At 59.6% G+C, this 18,400-nt stretch carries 12 protein-coding genes; 2 read left to right on the top strand and 10 right to left on the bottom strand.

Annotation, left to right across the window (positions count from 1 at the left end):
* Nucleotides 1–103 precede the first annotated feature (103 nt).
* From QZ298_RS01185 to uxaC, 3 genes are all read right to left on the bottom strand, one after another.
* On the bottom strand, nt 104–778 hold the full coding sequence (locus QZ298_RS01185; protein WP_296004831.1) for a bifunctional 4-hydroxy-2-oxoglutarate aldolase/2-dehydro-3-deoxy-phosphogluconate aldolase: 675 nt from the start codon (nt 776–778) through the stop codon (nt 104–106).
* A gap of 189 nt (nt 779–967) precedes the next feature.
* Nucleotides 968–1,987, bottom strand: a complete 1,020-nt coding sequence (locus QZ298_RS01190; RefSeq protein WP_296004834.1) for a sugar kinase — start codon at nt 1,985–1,987, stop codon at nt 968–970.
* A gap of 18 nt (nt 1,988–2,005) precedes the next feature.
* Nucleotides 2,006–3,418, bottom strand: a complete 1,413-nt coding sequence (gene uxaC, locus QZ298_RS01195) for a glucuronate isomerase (RefSeq protein WP_296004837.1) — start codon at nt 3,416–3,418, stop codon at nt 2,006–2,008.
* A gap of 180 nt (nt 3,419–3,598) precedes the next feature.
* Between uxaC and QZ298_RS01200 the strand changes: the two genes are divergently transcribed.
* Complete coding sequence (locus QZ298_RS01200) at nt 3,599–4,720, top strand: DUF4861 family protein (protein WP_296004839.1); 1,122 nt, start codon at nt 3,599–3,601, stop codon at nt 4,718–4,720.
* A gap of 125 nt (nt 4,721–4,845) precedes the next feature.
* The gene (locus QZ298_RS01205) at nt 4,846–5,892 is read left to right on the top strand and encodes a sugar kinase (RefSeq protein ID WP_296004841.1); all 1,047 of its coding nucleotides are present in this window, start codon (nt 4,846–4,848) and stop codon (nt 5,890–5,892) included.
* Between the two features lie 115 nt (nt 5,893–6,007).
* On the opposite strand, the gene QZ298_RS01210 is transcribed toward QZ298_RS01205, so the two are convergent.
* The 7 genes from QZ298_RS01210 to QZ298_RS01240 all read right to left on the bottom strand — a co-directional run bounded on the left by QZ298_RS01210 (nt 6,008) and on the right by QZ298_RS01240 (nt 18,388).
* Nucleotides 6,008–7,354, bottom strand: a complete 1,347-nt coding sequence (locus tag QZ298_RS01210; protein ID WP_296004843.1) for a tetratricopeptide repeat protein — start codon at nt 7,352–7,354, stop codon at nt 6,008–6,010.
* Nucleotides 7,355–7,387: 33 nt separating this feature from the next.
* Complete coding sequence (gene gyrA, locus QZ298_RS01215) at nt 7,388–9,976, bottom strand: DNA gyrase subunit A (RefSeq protein WP_296004845.1); 2,589 nt, start codon at nt 9,974–9,976, stop codon at nt 7,388–7,390.
* A gap of 227 nt (nt 9,977–10,203) precedes the next feature.
* Entirely contained in the window at nt 10,204–10,812 is a 609-nt protein-coding gene (locus QZ298_RS01220) for a hypothetical protein (protein WP_296004848.1), read from the bottom strand.
* Between the two features lie 55 nt (nt 10,813–10,867).
* Complete coding sequence (locus tag QZ298_RS01225) at nt 10,868–13,891, bottom strand: DNA translocase FtsK 4TM domain-containing protein (RefSeq protein ID WP_296004850.1); 3,024 nt, start codon at nt 13,889–13,891, stop codon at nt 10,868–10,870.
* A gap of 84 nt (nt 13,892–13,975) precedes the next feature.
* Entirely contained in the window at nt 13,976–14,752 is a 777-nt protein-coding gene (gene murI, locus QZ298_RS01230; RefSeq protein WP_296004852.1) for a glutamate racemase, read from the bottom strand.
* A 127-nt stretch (nt 14,753–14,879) separates the two neighbouring features.
* Nucleotides 14,880–15,413: a shikimate kinase gene (locus QZ298_RS01235; protein ID WP_296004854.1), complete on the bottom strand. Its 534-nt coding sequence runs from the start codon at nt 15,411–15,413 to the stop codon at nt 14,880–14,882.
* Between the two features lie 11 nt (nt 15,414–15,424).
* Nucleotides 15,425–18,388, bottom strand: coding sequence for a DNA gyrase/topoisomerase IV subunit A (locus QZ298_RS01240; protein ID WP_296004856.1), 2,964 nt, complete (start codon nt 18,386–18,388; stop codon nt 15,425–15,427).
* Between the last annotated feature and the right edge of the window lie 12 nt (nt 18,389–18,400).

Raw genomic sequence — 18,400 nt, forward strand, 5'->3', positions numbered from 1 at the left:
AGATTATCAGTTAAAAGTTTAGGAAAAATCGAAGACGGCAACGGAGGCCGTACGACGAAGAACTTTCCGCGCCCCTTTCCGGAACGCGGAAAGTCCGGCATACCTATTTACTCCGCACGGCGGCGATGACACCCAAAGCGAAGCGGCACTTCTCGGCAACGGCCTTCCAATCCTTGGCGGCGAGCACCTCCTTGGGGAAAAGCTGCGAACCCATGCCGACGCAATAGACCCCGGCCTTGAACCAAGCCGTAAGGTTCTCCTCGGTAGGTTCGACGGCGCCCGTAGCCATGATGTTCGACCAAGGCAGCGGAGCCTTGACATTCTTGACGAACGAGGGGCCGCCGACATTGCCTGCGGGGAAAACTTTCGTCAAGTCGCATCCCAGCTCCTGGGCCGTACCGATTTCGGTAACGGAACCGCAGCCAGGCGTATAAGGCACCAAATGACGGTTGCAGACCTTGGCGACCTCGGGATTCAGATAGGGGCCGACAACGAAGTTGGCGCCGTACTGCATGTACATGGCGGCCGTGGGTGCGTCGACGATCGAACCGATGCCCAACACCATGTCGGGGCACTCCTTGGCGGCGAACTTCACCAACTGGATGAAGACCTCCGAAGCGAAATCGCCGCGGTTGGTAAACTCGAACGCGCGGACACCGCCGTCGTAGCAGGCTTTCAACACCTGCTTGGCGATCTCGGCGTCGGAGTGATAGAACACGGGAACCATACCGGTCTTGCCGATGGCTTCCATAACCTGCAATTTAGAAAAACGAGCCATTATTCAAACATTTTAACAAGATCGACCTGCGGACGCCCCGCCCTGGTGCCCGGATTCTTCCGGGTCTCGGATTCCGATGTCCGGATTCATCCGGACGCCGGTCTTCCGCAGCCGGAGCCTCGCCCCGTGCTCCTATCGGAATCACGGGGCAACGGACAGACCGATTTCGATTATTTTACTTTCAATTGTTTATCGCTGCACGCGACCGTTGGCGTTGCCGCCGGCGAGCGACTCGACCTCCTCGACCGAGACGAGGTTGAAGTCGCCGTTGATGGTGTGCTTCAAAGCCGAAGCGGCCACAGCGAACTCGAGGGCCTCGCCCTGGTTGGGCTTGGTCAGCAAGCCGTGGATGATACCGCCGGAGAAGGAGTCGCCGCCGCCCACACGGTCGATGATGGGATCGATGTCGTAACGCTTCGACTCGTAGAACTCCTGACCGTTGTAGATCATAGCTTTCCAACCGTTGTGCGTAGCGGAGAACGACTCGCGGAGAGTCGAAATGACGTACTTGAATCCGAACGTCTCGGCCATCTGCTTGAAGATGCCCTTGTAACCCTCGGCGTTGGTCTCGCCGCCCTCGACATTGGCATCGGGCTTGAAACCGAGACACAACTCGGCGTCCTCCTCGTTGCCGATGCAGACGTCGACATACTGCATCAAGGGGCGCATGATCGACTGGGCCTTCTCTTTAGTCCACAGCTTCTTGCGGAAATTGAGGTCGACCGACACCGTGACGCCGTGACGCTTGGCGGCTTCGCAAGCCAGACGGGTCAGCTCGGCAGCCTTGTCCGAAATGGCCGGCGTGATGCCCGACCAGTGGAACCACTGGGCACCCTCCATGATGGCGTCAAAATCGAAGTCGGCGACGTCGGCCTCGGCAATGGCCGAGTGGGCACGGTCGTAGATGACCTTCGAAGGACGCATCGAAGCACCCGTCTCAAGATAGTAGATACCTACGCGGTCGCCGCCACGGGCGATGAAGTCGGTCTTGACGCCGTATTTGCGCAACGCGTTGACCGCCGACTGACCGATCTCGTGCTTGGGCAACTTAGTAACGAAGTAGGCTTCGTGGCCGTAGTTGGCGCAGCTGACGGCCACATTGGCCTCGCCGCCGCCATAGACGACATCGAACGAATCGGACTGAACGAAACGGGTGTTGCCGGGCGTCGAAAGGCGCAGCATGATCTCACCCAAAGTAACGATTTTCATAGGGTTATGATAGTTTGATTAAAATTTGAAATAATTCTTGGCATTACGGTAACATACGCCCTCGACGATCTCGCGGCCGATGAAGTCGATCTCCGAAGCGGGAAGCAGCCCCTGCTCGATGTCGTTGCCCAGCAGGTTGCAGAGCGTACGGCGGAAATATTCGTGACGCGGATAGGAAAGGAACGAACGCGAATCGGTCAACATGCCGACGAAGCGGCTCAGCAGGCCCAACGTCGAGAGAGCGTTCATCTGCTTCTCCATACCGTCCTTCTGATCGAGGAACCACCAACCCGACCCGAACTGGATCTTGCCGGCGCCGTAGCGGCCGTCCTGGAAGTTGCCCAACATAGTAGCGACCAACTCGTTGTCGCGGGGATTGAGATTGTAGATGATGGTCTTGGTAAGCTTGTCGTTGCGGTCGAGCATGTCGAAGAACTTGGACATGGCCTTGCCAACGGTAAAGTCGCCGATCGAATCGAAGCCGGTATCGGGGCCCAACTGCTTGAACATGCGCGAATTGTTGTCGCGGATAGCACCGTAGTGGAACTGCTGCGTCCAACCCGTCTCGTGGTCCATGACAGCGAACTCGACCATCATGGCCGTCTTGTACTTGCGGATCTCCTCGCGCGAAAGCTCCGTCCCGCCGTACACCTTATTAAAAATAGCGTCGATTTCGGCCTGGGTATAATCCTCGGCGTAGAACTCCTCGATACCGTGGTCGGAGAGGTGGCAGCCGACCTCTTCGAAGAACTTGTGCCGCACGCGCAGCGCGTCGATGACGTCGGAGAACTTGCGGATTTCAACACCCGAAACCTCGGAGAGCTTCTCCATGTAAGCGCGGAAATTGGCGGGCACCTCGACGGCCATCGCCTTGTCGGGACGCCACGTGGGCAACATGCGCACGGCGAAACCGTCCTGGGCGACCTTGATGTGGTGTTCGAGCGAATCGACGGGATCGTCCGTCGTGCAGACGACCTCGACGTTGTAATGCTGCATCAGACCGCGGGCGAAAAACTCGGGTTTCTGCAACTTCTCGGTACACTCATCGTAAATCTTGCGGGCGCTCTGAGGATTGAGCAGCTCGGTAACGCCGAATGCGGTCTTCAACTCCAGGTGCGTCCAGTGGTAAAGCGGGTTGCGCATGGTATAGGGCACCGTCTCGGCCCACTTCTCGAACTTCTCCCAATCGGACGTATCCTTGCCGGTGCAGTAACGCTCGTCGACGCCGTTGGTACGCATGGCGCGCCACTTGTAGTGGTCGCCCTCCAACCAGATTTTCGACAAGTTGTCGAACTTATGGTTCGAGGCCACATATTCAGGAATGAGGTGGCAATGGTAGTCGATGATCGGCATCTTGGCCGCATGCTCGTGATAGAGACGCTCGGCAGCCGGCGTTTGCAACAAGAAATTGTCGTCGTTGAACTGTTTCATGATAAGTATGCAGTTTTTCAATATGTAAAAGTAGCAATTTATTGCGAAAGGCCAATATAAAAAATCGCCAAATTAAGTATAATATTTGTCGATTGAATACATTATTTGCCTTTTCGATTGGCTCGTAAGCGAAAAGTGAGTAATTTTGCGGTACAACCAACGCAAACAAAATTCAACGTCATGATTCGTAAAATCATTCCGGGCGCCGCACTCCTGGCGCTCGCATCCTGCGCGCAGAACGTGCAGATCGAAGTAAGCAATCCGTCGCAAACGCAGCGCGAAGCCCAGAGCGTGGAAGTCGCGTGGAGCGAAATAACCCCGCTGCGCGGCGTGACGCCCGAAAACGTCGTGGTGCTCGACGCCGAAGGGGTGCAGGTGCCCTCGCAGACGATCTACGCCGGAGAGGAGGAGCCGCAGACCCTGCTTTTCCAAACGGACATCGCCGCCGGCGAGACGCTCCGCTTTGCCGTTATAGCGGGCGAACGCGAAGACTATACGGCCAAAGCCTACGGACGCCAGGTGCCCGAACGCTATGACGACTACGCCTGGGAAAACGACAAGGTAGCCTACCGTCTCTATGGCCCGGCGCTGGAGACCTCGCCCGAGAAACTCATCACGCCGGGCATCGACGTATGGGTAAAGTCGACCGATCGGCTGGTCATCGACGAACGCTACGCCCGCGGCCACTACCACCACGACTACGGCGACGGCATGGACTGCTACAAGGTGGGCGTGACGCTAGGTGCCGGCGCCTCGCTTCCGTTCGCGGGCGGCAAATTCTGGATGATGGGCCACAACTACGCCACGCAGCGCACGCTGGACAACGGCCCGATCCGCACGACGGTGGAACTGACCTACGCACCGTTCGAAGTCGACGGCAAGGAAGTATCGCTCGTGAAGACCATCTCGCTGGACGCCGGCTCGCGCTTCTCGCGCATGGAAAACCGCTATACGGGCGTCGCCGAACTGCCGATCGCGGCAGGCGTGGTGCGCCACGACGTGAAAGAATTCGCCCAGGGCGACGGCTGGTTCGCCTTGCGCGAAGCAGCTTCGGACTCGGCCGACCCGGCAGGCGACGGCGACATCTATCTGTCGATCGTGCTGCCCGGAAGCGAGGTGCTGCCCGAGACGCTGGGCCATGCACTGGCCGTGAAGATGGCCCGCGACGGCGAACCGCTGGTCTACTATGCCGGCTCGGGCTGGAGCAAAGGCGGCATCGAAAACATGGCCCAATGGCAGAAGCAAGCAGCCGACCTGACGGCAGCTCTGGCCGAACCGCTGGCGGTACGGGTAATTCGCTAACCGCACTTTTGCGACAAGCCGGGCGCAGCGCCGAACTCGACCGAGCTACGCCGAGCTGCCAGCATACAAACGAACGAGGCCCGGGAACCGCTCTCGGGCCTTGTTGCAAAAAAGATTCGGAGAAAATGGAAAACGGAAAGAAAATCGTCACGTTCGGCGAAATCATGCTGCGGCTCACGCCCCCGCGAAACCGGCGTTTCTCCCAAAGCCCCGCGTTCGAAGCCAACTTCGGCGGCAGCGAAGCCAACGTCGCGGTGTCGATAGCCAACTACGGTGTACGCAGCGAATTCATTACCTGCCTGCCCGCCAACAAGATATCGGAGGCTGCCGTGGACGACCTCCGCAGCAACGGCGTGGAGACCCCACGCATCATCCGCAGCGGCGACCGCATGGGGCTATACTACATGGAAACCGCCGCGGCGATCCGCTCCTCGCAAGTGGTCTACGATCGGGCCGGCTCGTCGTTCGACGCCTTACGGCCGGGCATGATCGACTGGGAGGAAGCGTTCCGCGATGCAGCGTGGTTCCACTGGTCGGGCATTGCGGCGGCCGTAAGCGCCAGCACAGCAGAAGTGTGCGCCGAGGCGATCCGTGCGGCCCGCCGCCGGGGGCTGACGGTTTCGTGCGACATCAACTACCGCAAAAATCTATGGCGCTACGGCAAGAGCGCCCAAGAAGTGCTGGTACCGCTGCTGGCGGAGTGCGACGTGCTTTTCGGCACGGACGACGAATATGCCACGGTCATGGGCATCGAGGTACCGGCACTGAAAGCCTGCGAAGCGTGCGAAAAACTTTCGCCGGCAAGCTACGAAGCAGCAGCACGACGCGTGGCGGAACGACTGCCGGAGTGCAAAACGATCGTATTTGCGCTGCGCAACGTACTGAATGCCAACCATCACACCATTTCGGGAACGCTCTACACCGAAGGCTGTCTGCTGACGACACGCGTCTACGACATCGCCCCCGTGGTCGACTGCGTGGGCGTGGGCGACGCATTCGTGGGCGGCATCATCTACTCGCTCTATGCCGGTCGCACGCCGGGGCAGGCACTGGATTTCGGAGCGGCGGCCTGCGCCCTGAAAAACACCGTACCGGGCGACTACAACCGGGTTGCGGTCGACGAGGTAGATGCCCTTGCCAACGGCAGCACCTCCGGGCGGATCGCGCGGTAAAAACCCAAATACGAAGATTCCTGCAAATTTCAACCGGCCTAAATTTCGCGCCCCGACAATGCAAAGAGCTGTCCGAAGAATCGGACAGCCCTTTTTTCATAGGTTGGAATATTCGCTACTCCAAGCCTTTTACCTGCTTGTAAAGCGTATTGTAAGTGTTGTACTTCTCCATGATGCCCTCCTCGTCGCGCAGACGGAAGCACAGCTGCTTGAGGAATTCGAGCGTATCGGCATCCTGCGGCTTGATCTGGTGGGCCTTCTCGAACCAAGGCACGGCGGCGAGGTAAACCTCGTTGACGGCCTTCAGATCGGCATCGTAAGCCGCCTGGCTGCTATACTGCTTCTCGTTCAACTCCTTGTTCAGCGCATCGCCCTTGATGGTGTAGAACACGCCCAGGTAGTAATTGCCCTCGAACAACTCGGGCTGCAACTCCACGACCTTGGCGAACGACTTGATGCTCTCGTCGTAGTTCTTCAAAGCGTAGAACGTACGGCCGCGACCGAACCACAGGTCGACGTTCTCGGGATTCTCGGCGATGGCGGCGTCGATCAAAGCCACCAGATCGGCGGGATCGCCCACGCCCTCCTCGGAGGTGTAGAGCTGCATCAAACCGTCGAGGATACGCTCGTTCTTGGGGAACTTCTCGATACCGGCCAGCAACGTATCCTTGGAACGCAAGACGAAAGCGGGATCGTTGGCTTTCTGACCGTAGTAACAATGGAAGAGGTAGTAATAGATGTTGCCCTCCTCGTCGGCATAACCCAGGTCGAGCGCCTTATTGAGGTAATCGGCACCCATGACGAACGACTCGGGATGCGTAGCACCGTCGATGGTGCGCAGGTAACCGGCATAGTAGAGCAACACGGGATCGGGCTGCCCGTAAGCGGGGCCGGACTGGGCGCGGAACGCCTCGGCGAAAGCATCGGCGGCACCGATGTAATCGCCCGAATCGAGACCGGCGTTGCCGACCTGCGAACAAAAGTCACTGACCTGCTTCAGACCGGCCTTGATCTTCTCGCCCTGCTTGGGATCCAACTCATAAGCCTTGTTGTAAGCCTCGATGGCTTGAGCAGGCGCGTCGGCGACGATCGCTTTCTTCTGCTTCCAGGTCAGGAGCTTGTTGTTGGCGATATACGCCGTGAAGTAGGGATACTCCCACGTCTCGCACGCCTGGCCGCCGACCTCGGCGCTGCCCGTGGAAGCAGGCTCGCCCACGGCCAACTTCAACATGGCGGCGTCCATGTTGATGAAGAGGTTCTTGGTCGGCTCGGCAGCAATGTCGCAAAACAACTTGCCGCGGTTGATCCACGTCGACGCCTTGATGTTCTTCTTGGCATCGGCAATATCGGCGTCGCTCTTCTGAATCTTGGCAAGGAAAGCCGACTCGTTCACTTTCTGGGCATTGGCGGCGGGCACTGCCAACAACAGCGCAGCCAAAGCCATCCAAATCGTTCTTTTCATAACAACTGAAATATTAAGGTTTTACATTATTCACTACTCCTCGGCAGGCGCTGCGCCCTGCTCCGACGCCGGAGCGGAAGCCTCCGGCGCACCGCCCTCGATGGTCTCCGCTGCACCGCTTTCGGCAACCGCACCCTCGTCGGTCGGCTCCTCATCGGCAGCAGGCACGGCCATGACCGAAGCGATGGCATCGCCCTCGCGCAGGTTGATGATCCGCACGCCCTGCGTGGCGCGTCCGGCCAGACGGATCTGCTCGACAGAGGTGCGGATCGTGAGACCCGAACGGTTGATGATCATCAAATCGTTCTCGTCGGTAACGGACTGGATCGAAATGAGCTTACCGGTCTTCTCGGTAATGTTGATCGTCTTGACGCCCTTGCCGCCGCGATTGGTAATGCGGTATTCGTCGAGGTCGGTACGCTTGCCGTAGCCGTTCTCGCTCAGCACCAGGACATCGCGCTTGTCGTCCGGCTCGATGCAGATCATGCCGACCACCTCGTCGTCGCCCTCCAGCGAAATGCCGCGCACGCCGGCGCCGACGCGGCCGATGGGACGCACGGTAGCCTCGTTGAAACGGATGGCCTTGCCCTCCTTGGCAGCGATCATCACTTCGGCGGCGCCGCTCGTGAGCTTGGCCTCGATCAACTGGTCGCCCTCACGGATGACGATGGCGTTGACGCCGTTCTGCCGCGGCCGCGAATAAGCCTCCAACTTGGTCTTCTTGATCGTACCGTCCTTGGTACACATGATGATGTAGTTATTGTCTACATACTCCTGGTCGTCGAGACGCTTGACATTGATATAAGCCCGCACCTTGTCGTTAGGCTCGATGCGGATGACGTTCTGGATGGCACGCCCCTTGGACGAACGGGCGCCCTCGGGAATCTCGTAGACCTTGAGCCAGTAACAACGCCCCTTCTCGGTAAAGAACAACATGGTGTTGTGCATCGAAGCGACGTAGATGTGCTCGATGAAGTCCTCGTCGCGCGTGGCGCTGCCCTTGGCCCCGACGCCGCCGCGGTTCTGCGTACGATACTCGGCCAGCGGCGTGCGCTTGATGTACCCCATGTGCGAAATGGTAATGACCATGTCGTCGTCGGCATAGAAATCCTCGGGGTTGAACTCCTCGGAAGCGTAGACGATTTCGGAACGGCGTTCGTCGCCGTACTTCTCCTTCATCTCGACCAACTCATCCTTGATGATCCGGAGCTGGAGCGACTCGTTGTCGAGCACCTCCTGCAAATGGGCGATCAACTTCATCAACTCGTCGCGCTCGGCGATCAACTTGCCGTGCTCCAACCCCGTAAGGGCGCGCAGGCGCATCTCGATGATAGCCGAAGCCTGAATCTCGGAGAGTGCGAAACGCTCGATCATAGTCTGCTTGGCCGCATCGGGCGTCTGCGACGAACGGATGATCTGCACGATCTCGTCGATGTTGTCCTGGGCGATCAGAAGACCCTGGACGATGTGCAGCCGCTCCTCGGCCTTGCGCTTGTCGAAACGGGCGCGGCGCACGACGACATCGTGGCGATGATCGACGAAGTGCTTGATCAGCTCGCGCATGGAGAGCAACTGCGGACGGCCGTTGACCAGCGCGATGTTGTTCACGGCGAACGAAGTCTGCAACGGCGTATTCTTGAACAAGGTGTTCAACACGACGCTGGCGACGGCATCCTGCTTGAGGATGACGATGATGCGCAGACCGTTGCGGTCGGACTCGTCGTTGATGTAGGAGATGCCCTCGATCTTCTTGTCGTTGATCATGTCGGCGATCTTCTTGATCATCTCCGCCTTGTTGATCATATAGGGAATCTCAGTGATGACGATGCACTCGCGGCCCGACGGCGTATGCTCGATTTCGGTGCGGGCACGCATGACGACGCGGCCGCGGCCCGTGAGCATGGCCTCCCGGACACCCTCGTAACCGTAGATGATGCCGCCCGTGGGGAAGTCGGGGCCTTTGACATACTGCAACAACTCCTCGCCCGTGATTTCGGGATTGTCGATGTAGGCGCAGCACGCGTCGACGACCTCGCTGAGATTGTGCGGCGCCATGTTGGTGGCCATACCGACGGCGATACCGCTTGCACCGTTGACGATCAACAGCGGGATCTTGGTGGGCAACACCGTAGGCTCGGGGATCGTATCGTCGAAGTTGAGCGTCCAATCGATGGTCTCCTTGTCGATGTCGGCCATTACCTCGTCGGTAATCTTCTTCATGCGGGCCTCGGTATAACGCATAGCAGCAGGCGAGTCGCCGTCCATCGAACCGAAGTTGCCCTGGCCGTCGACCAAGGGATAACGCATCGACCAATCCTGCGCCAGACGCACCATGGCATTGTAGACCGAACTGTCGCCGTGGGGATGGAACTTACCGAGCACGTCGCCGACAATACGCGCCGACTTACGCGTAGGCTTGTCGGAGTAGAGATTCAACTCCGCGCTCATATCGTAGAGGATGCGGCGGTGCACAGGTTTCAGACCGTCGCGCACGTCGGGCAATGCACGCGACACGATGACCGACATCGAATAGTCGATGTAGGCCGACTTCATCTGCTCCTCGATGTTGATGGGAATGATACGCCCCATCAAACCGGCATTCTTTTCTTCTTCAGTCAACATTTTATATCCAGAAATTTCGATCTATTTAACGAACAAAAATACGATTTATTTTTGATCTGGCCAATTTTCAAAAACGAAAATCGGCGCTTCGGGACGATATTTTTTTCTCGCCCCTTGTTTTTGCCCCTTTTCCGCCGATCTGACGGCACAAAAAAATTTCCCCGACAGGGTGTCGAGGAAAAGAACGATAAAAAACAATGAACGACGGGCGATCGATCATTTATTATTCATCGAAAGTCGATCCACTCGTAATCGGCATAATCGGCCCGGTCGAATGTCTTGAACGTCCGGCGGAGCGCTCCGATGCGATCGATCCGCACCATGATCCGCTCGCCGTCGAAATCGTAGCAGATCGAACGGGGCTGCAACTCCGCAGTATTCAAAGTCAACGTGATGCTTCCGACGGGCGCAGAATTTCCGGCTGCGGGCGCAAGCACCAGCGTCGTCAAACCATCGTGCTCCGACAAAAGCGTCGGGACATACTCGCTGCCCAAGAAATCGAAAGCATGCACGGGATTGTTCAAGATATTGCGGCTGGCCGTGTCAACAAGGTTGATCGTGACCTCGCGCCGGCGGTTGTCGATCTCGTAACGGACGGACGTATCGGCATAAACCTCGGCGTCGCCCAGTATCAGGTGGTAGCGCCCGCCCTCGACCGCATAACTGCCGCGCGTGCGATACTCTCCCACTGCGACCTCGAAATCGACCTCATAGGCACCCTTGGCGCGGAACTCCGCCGCCAACGCCCCGATCATCTCCGCGGCCCGATCCTGCGCCGCCAGAGGAGCAAAAACCGAGAGCAACAAAACACCCAATATGGAAATTACCTTTGCCATAAGTCTGAACCTTCAAAATTACGCGATTGCGGATCGGGAATGCCCGCAAACCACGCTAAAACACCCCCAGATCCTGCAACTTGGCTTCGAGCGAGGGCAAGTCGTGGAAAAGGATGTCGCGCGGCTTGGCGCCCATCTGCCGGCCGACGATCCCGGCGCGTTCGAGCTGCATCATGATGCGGCCGGCCCGGTTGAAACCGACCTCGTAGTTGCGCTGGATCATCGATGTGGAGATCGAGCCGTTCTCGACCGCATTGCGCGCGATCTCGGCGAAAAGCACGTCGTATTTCATGGGAGCCGCGGCAGCGTCCTCGCTGCCCAAGCCTCCGCCGTCGCCCCCCTCGGGCACATAGTCGGGAAGCGGATAAGGTGCCGCATAGCCCTGCTGTCGGGCGATATGGTCGACGACCCGCTCGACGTCGCGCGTCTCGACCAACGCACACTGGATGCGGGTCAGCTCGCCGTCCTTCGAAAAGAGCATGTCGCCGCGCCCGATCAACTGATTGGCACCGGGCTGGTCGATGATCGTGCGCGAGTCGATCATCTGCATAACACGGAACGCGATGCGGGCCGGGAAATTGGCCTTGATACCGCCCGTGATGACCTTGACGTCGGGGCGCTGCGTGGCGATGATCAAGTGGATACCCACGGCACGGGCCTTTTGGGCCAGACGCATGACGGGACGTTCGACCTCGCGGGCCATCATGATGAGGTCGGCGAACTCGTCAACCACGACAACTATGTAAGGCAGGTAGCGATGACCTTTCTCGGGATTGAGCCGCCGGGCCGTGAACTTCTCGTTGTACTCGATGATGTTGCGGGCACCGGCCTGGCTGCACAACTCCAGGCGGTTGTCCATCTCGGTGCAAAGCGAATTGAGCGTATAAACGGCCTTCATGGGGTCGGTAATGATGGCCTTCTCCTCGGACTCCATCTTGGCGAGGAAATGACGCTCGATTTTGGCATAGAGCGAGAATTCGACCATCTTGGGGTCGATCATCACGAATTTGAGCTGCGCGGGATGCTTGCGGTAGAGCAACGACGTGATGATGGCGTTCAGACCGACCGACTTGCCCTGCCCCGTAGCGCCGGCCACCAGCAAATGGGGCATCTTGGCCAGGTCGAAGACGTAGTTCTCGTTCTGGATCGTCCGCCCGATGACCACCGGAAGCTCGGCCTTCGACTCCTGGAACCGCACCGACCGCACGGCCGAATACATCGACACGGTCTGCTTGTCGCGGTTGGGCACCTCGATGCCGATGGTGCCCTTGCCGGGGATGGGCGCGATGATGCGGATACCCAACGCCTTGAGACTTTGGGCAATATCGTTTTCGAGTCCCTGTATCTTCGAAATCTTGACTCCCTGGGCCTGCACGATCTCGTAGAGCGTGACCGTGGGGCCGACCGTCGCCTTGATCCGCTGAATGGGGATGCCGAAATACTTCAACGTCTCCTCGATGCGCGACTTGTTCTCGAAAATCTCCTCGTCGCTGACCTCCGAATCGGAAGCATAATCTTCGAGGAGCGTCACAGGCGGCTTGCGGTAGTTGACCAGATCCTTGAGCGGATCGTAACTCTCGGTCGGAATCGCCCGCTCGTCGACCATGCGGGCCTGGTGCGACTCGACCGTGACGACGACGCCCTGAGCATCGCCGTCTGCCGGCACGTTCGAAGCGACGGAAGCGGCCGGCGAAACCGGTGCGACCGAATCAGCCAACCGAGCCGAAGCTGCCGCCGGAATCGAATCAGCCGGCGAGACCGCAACACCCGGTGTCGTTGCAGCCGCAGGCTCCGGATATGCTTGGGAACGGGGTTGCAGGCGGGATTGCAATTGCGGCTGCGATTGTCGGGGCGCCTGCTGTTTTTCCTGCGGAACCGTAATCTCCATGAACGGGCCGTCGACGATCGGTTCGGGAACGGCCGGCGGCTCCAACTCGACCAGTCCGCCGCGCCCCATGACGACCCGCCCCTTGTCCGAAAGGTCGAACTCGATGAACTCGTCGTCCTCGGAGACGATCGTCGGAGCCTGCGCCGACTCTTCGGCTGGCTCTTCCGGTTCCGGAGCACCGGGCGTAATTTCGGTAAAAGGATCGTCCTCGACGGCAACCTCCGACGCCGCACCTGCGAACGGCGCCGGCTCCAGGACGGGGGACGTCGCGAACGGCTCCGCCTCCTCGGGCCGGGGCCGGGAAACGGTCTGCGGCACCTCGTCCCGAGCGCAGGCAGCGATCTGCGGCTCCTGCATTTCAGGCTGGGCCTCGAAATCAGGCGCCGACCCAGCTGAAGCGACCGGGGCGGCTTCGGAAACGTGGCGCGAAACCTGCGGCGCATGAACGCCCTGCGACTGTCCTGCAACAACGAAAGGTTCCTCGGAAAACGGCTCCTCGAAGAAAGAATCGGCTTCCGTATCGCTGCCTTGCGACGCAACCCGATGCTTGACCATGCCGACGAACCGCCCGCTCTTATCGACCACGGCGCTGCCGGCGGAATTGACCGTATTGATGAAATTGCGGTTGATGAAGACCCCGACGAGAATCCAGCACACCGCCAAAAGAATGATCGCACCCAACACTCCGATATGCGCCCGCAACAGATTGCCGACAGCAATGCCGAACTCGCCGCCCCATCCGGTAGAACAACAGAAACTCCACTTGTCGGCAAAAACGAATCCCAGAGTCAGCGACCCGAGGATCATGATGAGAAAGAGCGCCAGAATGGAATGGTTGAGCAACAAAGGCCGCTTGCGGATGATCCGCACGCCGATGAGCACAAGCATCACGGGCACGAGAATACCGCACACGCCCAACGACGCATCGACCAGCAGCCATCCCAACCGGGCACCGCTCCATCCGCACGGATTGCTGACCGTCTCGCCCAGCAACTCCCGCTCCTCGACGCTTTTGGCCAGGACGCTCTGGTCGGATTTCCAGGTAAAGAACGAGAAAAACACCGCCGCAACCGCGAAAAGTCCTGCGAAAAGCAACACCAGACCAACGATCCAACGAGCGCTGTCACGGTTGCTGCGCTGGGCTTTTGTCCGCGCACCGGGAGAAGTAGAGGAGCTATTTCGGGATGCCATTGCGTAAGCACGATTTTAACAGAGCGAAGATAGCAATAATTTTCGGATTTCCGGGTGTCGCAAGTCCGAAATCTGCGGCGCGCATCAACCGAACGCTGCCACGGCTTTCTGTTCCAGCCGCAAACGATAGGTTTCGTCGGCGAAAGTAAGAAACGAGTAAACGGGACGCGAATCGGCCGAAGCACGAAGGCCGAAACGGTCGAGCAACTGCACGACACGACGCGCCACGGCGGGCGAAGGATCGACGATCGTCACGCCGTGCCCCGCAACGACACGCTCCAACACGGGCAGCAAGAACGGATAGTGCGTGCACCCCAACACGATCTGGTCGGCACCGCGCGCCAACATCGGCCCGACGGCCCGGCGCACGCACGTCTCGGCTTCGGGGGCGGCTTCGAGGTCGTTTTCGACCAGCTCGACGAATCCCGACCCGGGCACGGCGACGACCTCGATACCCTTGCCGTAACGGGCGGCTGTACGGCGGAACAGATCGCCGTCGAGACTCCGCTCGGTAGCCAACACGCCCACCACCCCGCTGCGGGTGGCCAGGCAGGCGGGTTTCACGGCCGGCTCCATGCCCACGATGGGCAAGGCGGCATATTTATCCCGCAGGAAATCGATGGCGGCGGCTGTCGCGGTATTGCAGGCGACGACGACCATCTTGCACCCCTGGGCGACAAGCGTCGCGACCGCCTGATCGGCCAACCGGACGATCTCCTCGCGCGGCCGCGAACCGTAGGGGCAGTTCTTGCCGTCGCCCAAGTAGACGAGCGACTCGCCGGGCAACGCGCGCCGCACCTCGCGCCAGACGGTCAGCCCGCCCAACCCGGAATCGTAGATACCTATGGGAGCGTCGTTCATAGTATAAGTCAAAAGTAAAATAGGAATGTCGAGTTTTAGCCCCGGCCGGCCGCCTTAAGGTCGCAGAGACAACAACGGGCCGGCGGCATGGCAGCAACGTTTCGACGGCCCTCGGAATACTCGTTCTCTATTTCGATTCTTCGTTCTTCACTTTTTCCAATATGATTTCCACCAGTTCCTCGTCGGAAAACGTTGCGCAATCGATCGTCAGACGGGCACGGGCATAGAACGGCTCGCGTTCGATCATGTCGCGGGCCATGAACCCGACCAGCTCCTCGTCGTTCAACCCCTGCAAGCGGGGGCGCTTCCGGCGCCCGTAAGGCGACATCCGCTGCACGATCTGCCGGGCCGGACGCCGCAGGTAGACCGTCATGCCTGCCCGATTCATGCGCTCCATGTTATCGCCCCACACGGGGAGTCCGCCCCCCGTAGAGACGACCTGCGTGCCGCCCCGGCCGATTACCCGCTCCAACGCCTCGCGCTCGATGCGGCGGAAATGCTCCTCGCCCTCGTAACGGAAAATATCCGCCACGGCGGCACCCTCCTGCTCCTCGACCAGGCGATCGGTATCGACGGACTCGACGCCGAGCCGCCGCGCGATCTTGCGCGCCAACGTGCTCTTGCCGCACCCCATGTAACCGACCAGAAAAAGCAGCGGCATGGCAACGAACGTCAGAACAGATCCAACTGCTCGGGATCGATGGCCTCCTCGGCATCGCCGCCGGGCCGTTCGATCTCGAAAGCAACCTCCTCCGACACCGAAGCCCCTCCGGCAACGTCCATATCCTCAACGGACGAAGCGGCGGCATCGAATTCCTCGTCGCTGCCTGCGCCGGCAACCTCCGGCTCCTCGTCCGCCGGTTCAGGTTCAGGCTGCGAAGGCAACTCGGGTTCGATGAACCGCAAGGCGGCGACCTCGTAGGTAGTCAGGCGCTTGCCCTTGGCGCGATGGCTCTTGACACCGACGAACTCGTCGACATCGATCTCGTCGGCCGGACGCGAAGCATGCGCCCCCTTGTAGACGATCTCCAACTTGGAGCCGGCGCAGCCGGTAATGCACGTCAAGTCGGCCTGGCCCTCCTCGTCGAGGAAAAACTGCATCTTGTCGGATGCTTCGGCCGCGAAACGCTTCATGTAGTAATACCCCTGCGCACGGTCGAAGTAACAAACGCTGTACACGCGGCCGAATTCGAAACGCTCCACCCCGATCGTTTCGTCGGGAAAGTGTTGCCCGAGGTCGTAACCCGTGATGTAGTACTGGTTCTTCGACGTCCAGACGATGAGTTTGTCATCGCCCTTGAACTCGCCCAAGAGCTTGCCGCGCCCATCGGCGTTGAGCCGCCGCACGTCCTCGTCGAACCAGACGCTCTGGCCGCCGAGCGTCGAAACGCCGCGCTCCTTCAACACGATCTTGTGGATGCCGTAGCGCGAGAAAAGGTTACCCTGGCTCTGACGCCCCTTGATAGCGAGAGTCGAGAAATCGAGGTCGACGATCACTTTCTTGAGCCGCGGACGGGGCTTGAAGTAAACCTTCAGCACCTCGGCCTCGCCGTTGGGGTTGACCGACATATAAAGAATCTCGCTGCGCGGCGTGCCCTTGGTCATGTCGTACTCCTTGTCACGCGTGACGGACTTGATGGCGCAGCGCTTCATGAGGATCGGGCCGTTGCGGCCGTCGCGGTAGAGGACGTTGTAGATCGTACGCTCGTCGTTGCGCTTGAAGACGCCGATGTAGTAGATGCCCTTGTCGAAGAACGCCTTGTCCGACACCTTGGTGATGACGTAGCGGCCGTCCTTGGTGAAGACGATCACATCGTCGATGTCGGAACAATCGCAGACGAACTCGGCGTCTTTCATCGACTTGCCGATGCCGAAGAAACCCTCGGCCCGGTCGACGTAAAGTTTGGCGTTGGTAACGGCGACCTTGGTAGCCTCGATCGAATCGAACTCGCGCAGCTCGGTGCGGCGCTCGTGCCCTTTGCCGTACTTTTCGAGGATGCGGCGATAGTAGGCCACGGCATAAGCCGTGAGGTGTTCGAGGTCGTATTTGGTTTGGGCGATCTGCTCCTCGATCTGCTTGATTTCGTTGTCGGCCTTTTCGGAATCGTAACGCGAAATGCGGATGAATCGCAGCTCGGTCAGCCGCTGCACGTCGTCGAGGGTTACCTCGCGGCGCAACAGCTTCTTGAACGGCACCAAGCCCTTGTCGACGGCGGCATAGGCCTCCTCGCGGGTTTTACACCCCTCGATGAGCTGGTAGAGCTTGTTCTCGATGAAGATGCGTTCGAGCGACGCGGCATGCCACGCCTCGTTCAACTCGCCGAGGCGGATTTCCAACTCGCGGCCCAACAACCACTTGGTGTGGTCGGCCGAACGGCGCAGAATCTCCCTGACCCCGAGGAAGTGGGGTTTCTCCTCCCAGATGACGCAGGCGTTGGGCGAAATGGAGACCTCGCAATCGGTAAAGGCATAGAGGGCGTCGATAGTCTTGTCGGACGACTCGTCGGACGCCACTTGGATGACGATCTCGACCTTGTCGGCCGTGTTGTCGTCGACCTTGCGGATCTTGATCTTGCCCTTCTCGTTGGCCTTGATGATCGACTCCTTGATCGACTCGGTGGTGGTGGTATAAGGAATTTCGGTAATGGCCAGCGTGCGCTTGTCGATCTTCGAAATCTTGGCCCGCACCTTCACGGCGCCGCCGCGCAGACCGTCGTTGTAACGGCTCACGTCGGCCATGCCGCCCGTGGGGAAGTCGGGATAGAGCTGGAAATCGCGCCCCTCCAGATGAGCGATGCAGGCGTCGATCAACTCGATGAAGTTGTGGGGCAGAATCTTCGAGGCGAGGCCCACGGCAATGCCGTCCGACCCCTGTGCCAAGAGCAGCGGGAACTTGATGGGCAGCGTGACGGGTTCCTCGTTGCGGCCGTCGTAGGAACGCATCCACTCGGTGGTCTTCTTGTTGAAAACGACGTCGAGAGCGAATTTCGACAGGCGCGCCTCGATATAACGGCCTGCGGCGGCCTCGTCGCCGGTAAGGATGTTGCCCCAGTTGCCCTGGCAGTCGATCAGCAGCTCCTTCTGCCCCAACTGCACGAGGGCGTCCTTGATCGACGCGTCGCCGTGGGGATGGTACTGCATGGTCTGGCCGACGATGTTGGCGACCTTGTTGTAACGACCGTCGTCGACGGTCTTCATGGCATGGAGGATACGCCGCTGCACGGGTTTGAGGCCGTCCTCGACATGAGGCACGGCGCGTTCGAGGATGACATACGACGCGTAATCGAGGAACCAGTTCTTGTACATGCCCGTGAGCTTGCGCACGCCGCCCTCCTCCTGCGTGAGACGGTCGTACTTGCCGCTGCGAACCGCACCGGCGGCGGAATCGGCAACATCGGCGCTGTCGGAAGAATCGGCAGAATCGGCAGAGCCGGAAAGCCCGGCGCCATCGGAAGATTCGGCGTCATCGGCACCCTCGAATACAGCACCCGCCCTATCGTCGGTTGCCGCATCGCCGATCGACATATCGTCGGTCAGCGTGTCGTCGGGCGCATCGGATGCCCTGCCGTCGGTCTCGGATACCGGGCGCTCCTTATCGAATTCCTCTTCGGGGTTGATCTTATCTTTATCGGCCATAAACAGGCTACT

The sequence above is a fragment of the uncultured Alistipes sp. genome (assembly GCF_910580175.1).
In the GTDB taxonomy this organism is placed as follows: Bacteria; Bacteroidota; Bacteroidia; order Bacteroidales; family Rikenellaceae; genus Alistipes.

Excerpts from the sequence above, each read along its gene's own strand:
- QZ298_RS01210 (WP_296004843.1), bottom strand. The coding sequence starts at position 7,354 with ATGAAAAGAACGATTTGGATGGCTTTGGCTGCGCTGTTGTTGGCAGTG.
- QZ298_RS01200 (WP_296004839.1), top strand. The coding sequence starts at position 3,599 with ATGATTCGTAAAATCATTCCGGGCGCCGCACTCCTGGCGCTCGCATCC.
- QZ298_RS01225 (WP_296004850.1), bottom strand. The coding sequence starts at position 13,891 with ATGGCATCCCGAAATAGCTCCTCTACTTCTCCCGGTGCGCGGACAAAA.
- uxaC (WP_296004837.1), bottom strand. The coding sequence starts at position 3,418 with ATGAAACAGTTCAACGACGACAATTTCTTGTTGCAAACGCCGGCTGCC.
- QZ298_RS01185 (WP_296004831.1), bottom strand. The coding sequence starts at position 778 with ATGGCTCGTTTTTCTAAATTGCAGGTTATGGAAGCCATCGGCAAGACC.
- QZ298_RS01190 (WP_296004834.1), bottom strand. The coding sequence starts at position 1,987 with ATGAAAATCGTTACTTTGGGTGAGATCATGCTGCGCCTTTCGACGCCC.
- QZ298_RS01240 (WP_296004856.1), bottom strand. The coding sequence starts at position 18,388 with ATGGCCGATAAAGATAAGATCAACCCCGAAGAGGAATTCGATAAGGAG.
- QZ298_RS01235 (WP_296004854.1), bottom strand. The coding sequence starts at position 15,413 with ATGCCGCTGCTTTTTCTGGTCGGTTACATGGGGTGCGGCAAGAGCACG.
- QZ298_RS01205 (WP_296004841.1), top strand. The coding sequence starts at position 4,846 with ATGGAAAACGGAAAGAAAATCGTCACGTTCGGCGAAATCATGCTGCGG.
- murI (WP_296004852.1), bottom strand. The coding sequence starts at position 14,752 with ATGAACGACGCTCCCATAGGTATCTACGATTCCGGGTTGGGCGGGCTG.
- QZ298_RS01220 (WP_296004848.1), bottom strand. The coding sequence starts at position 10,812 with ATGGCAAAGGTAATTTCCATATTGGGTGTTTTGTTGCTCTCGGTTTTT.
- gyrA (WP_296004845.1), bottom strand. The coding sequence starts at position 9,976 with ATGTTGACTGAAGAAGAAAAGAATGCCGGTTTGATGGGGCGTATCATT.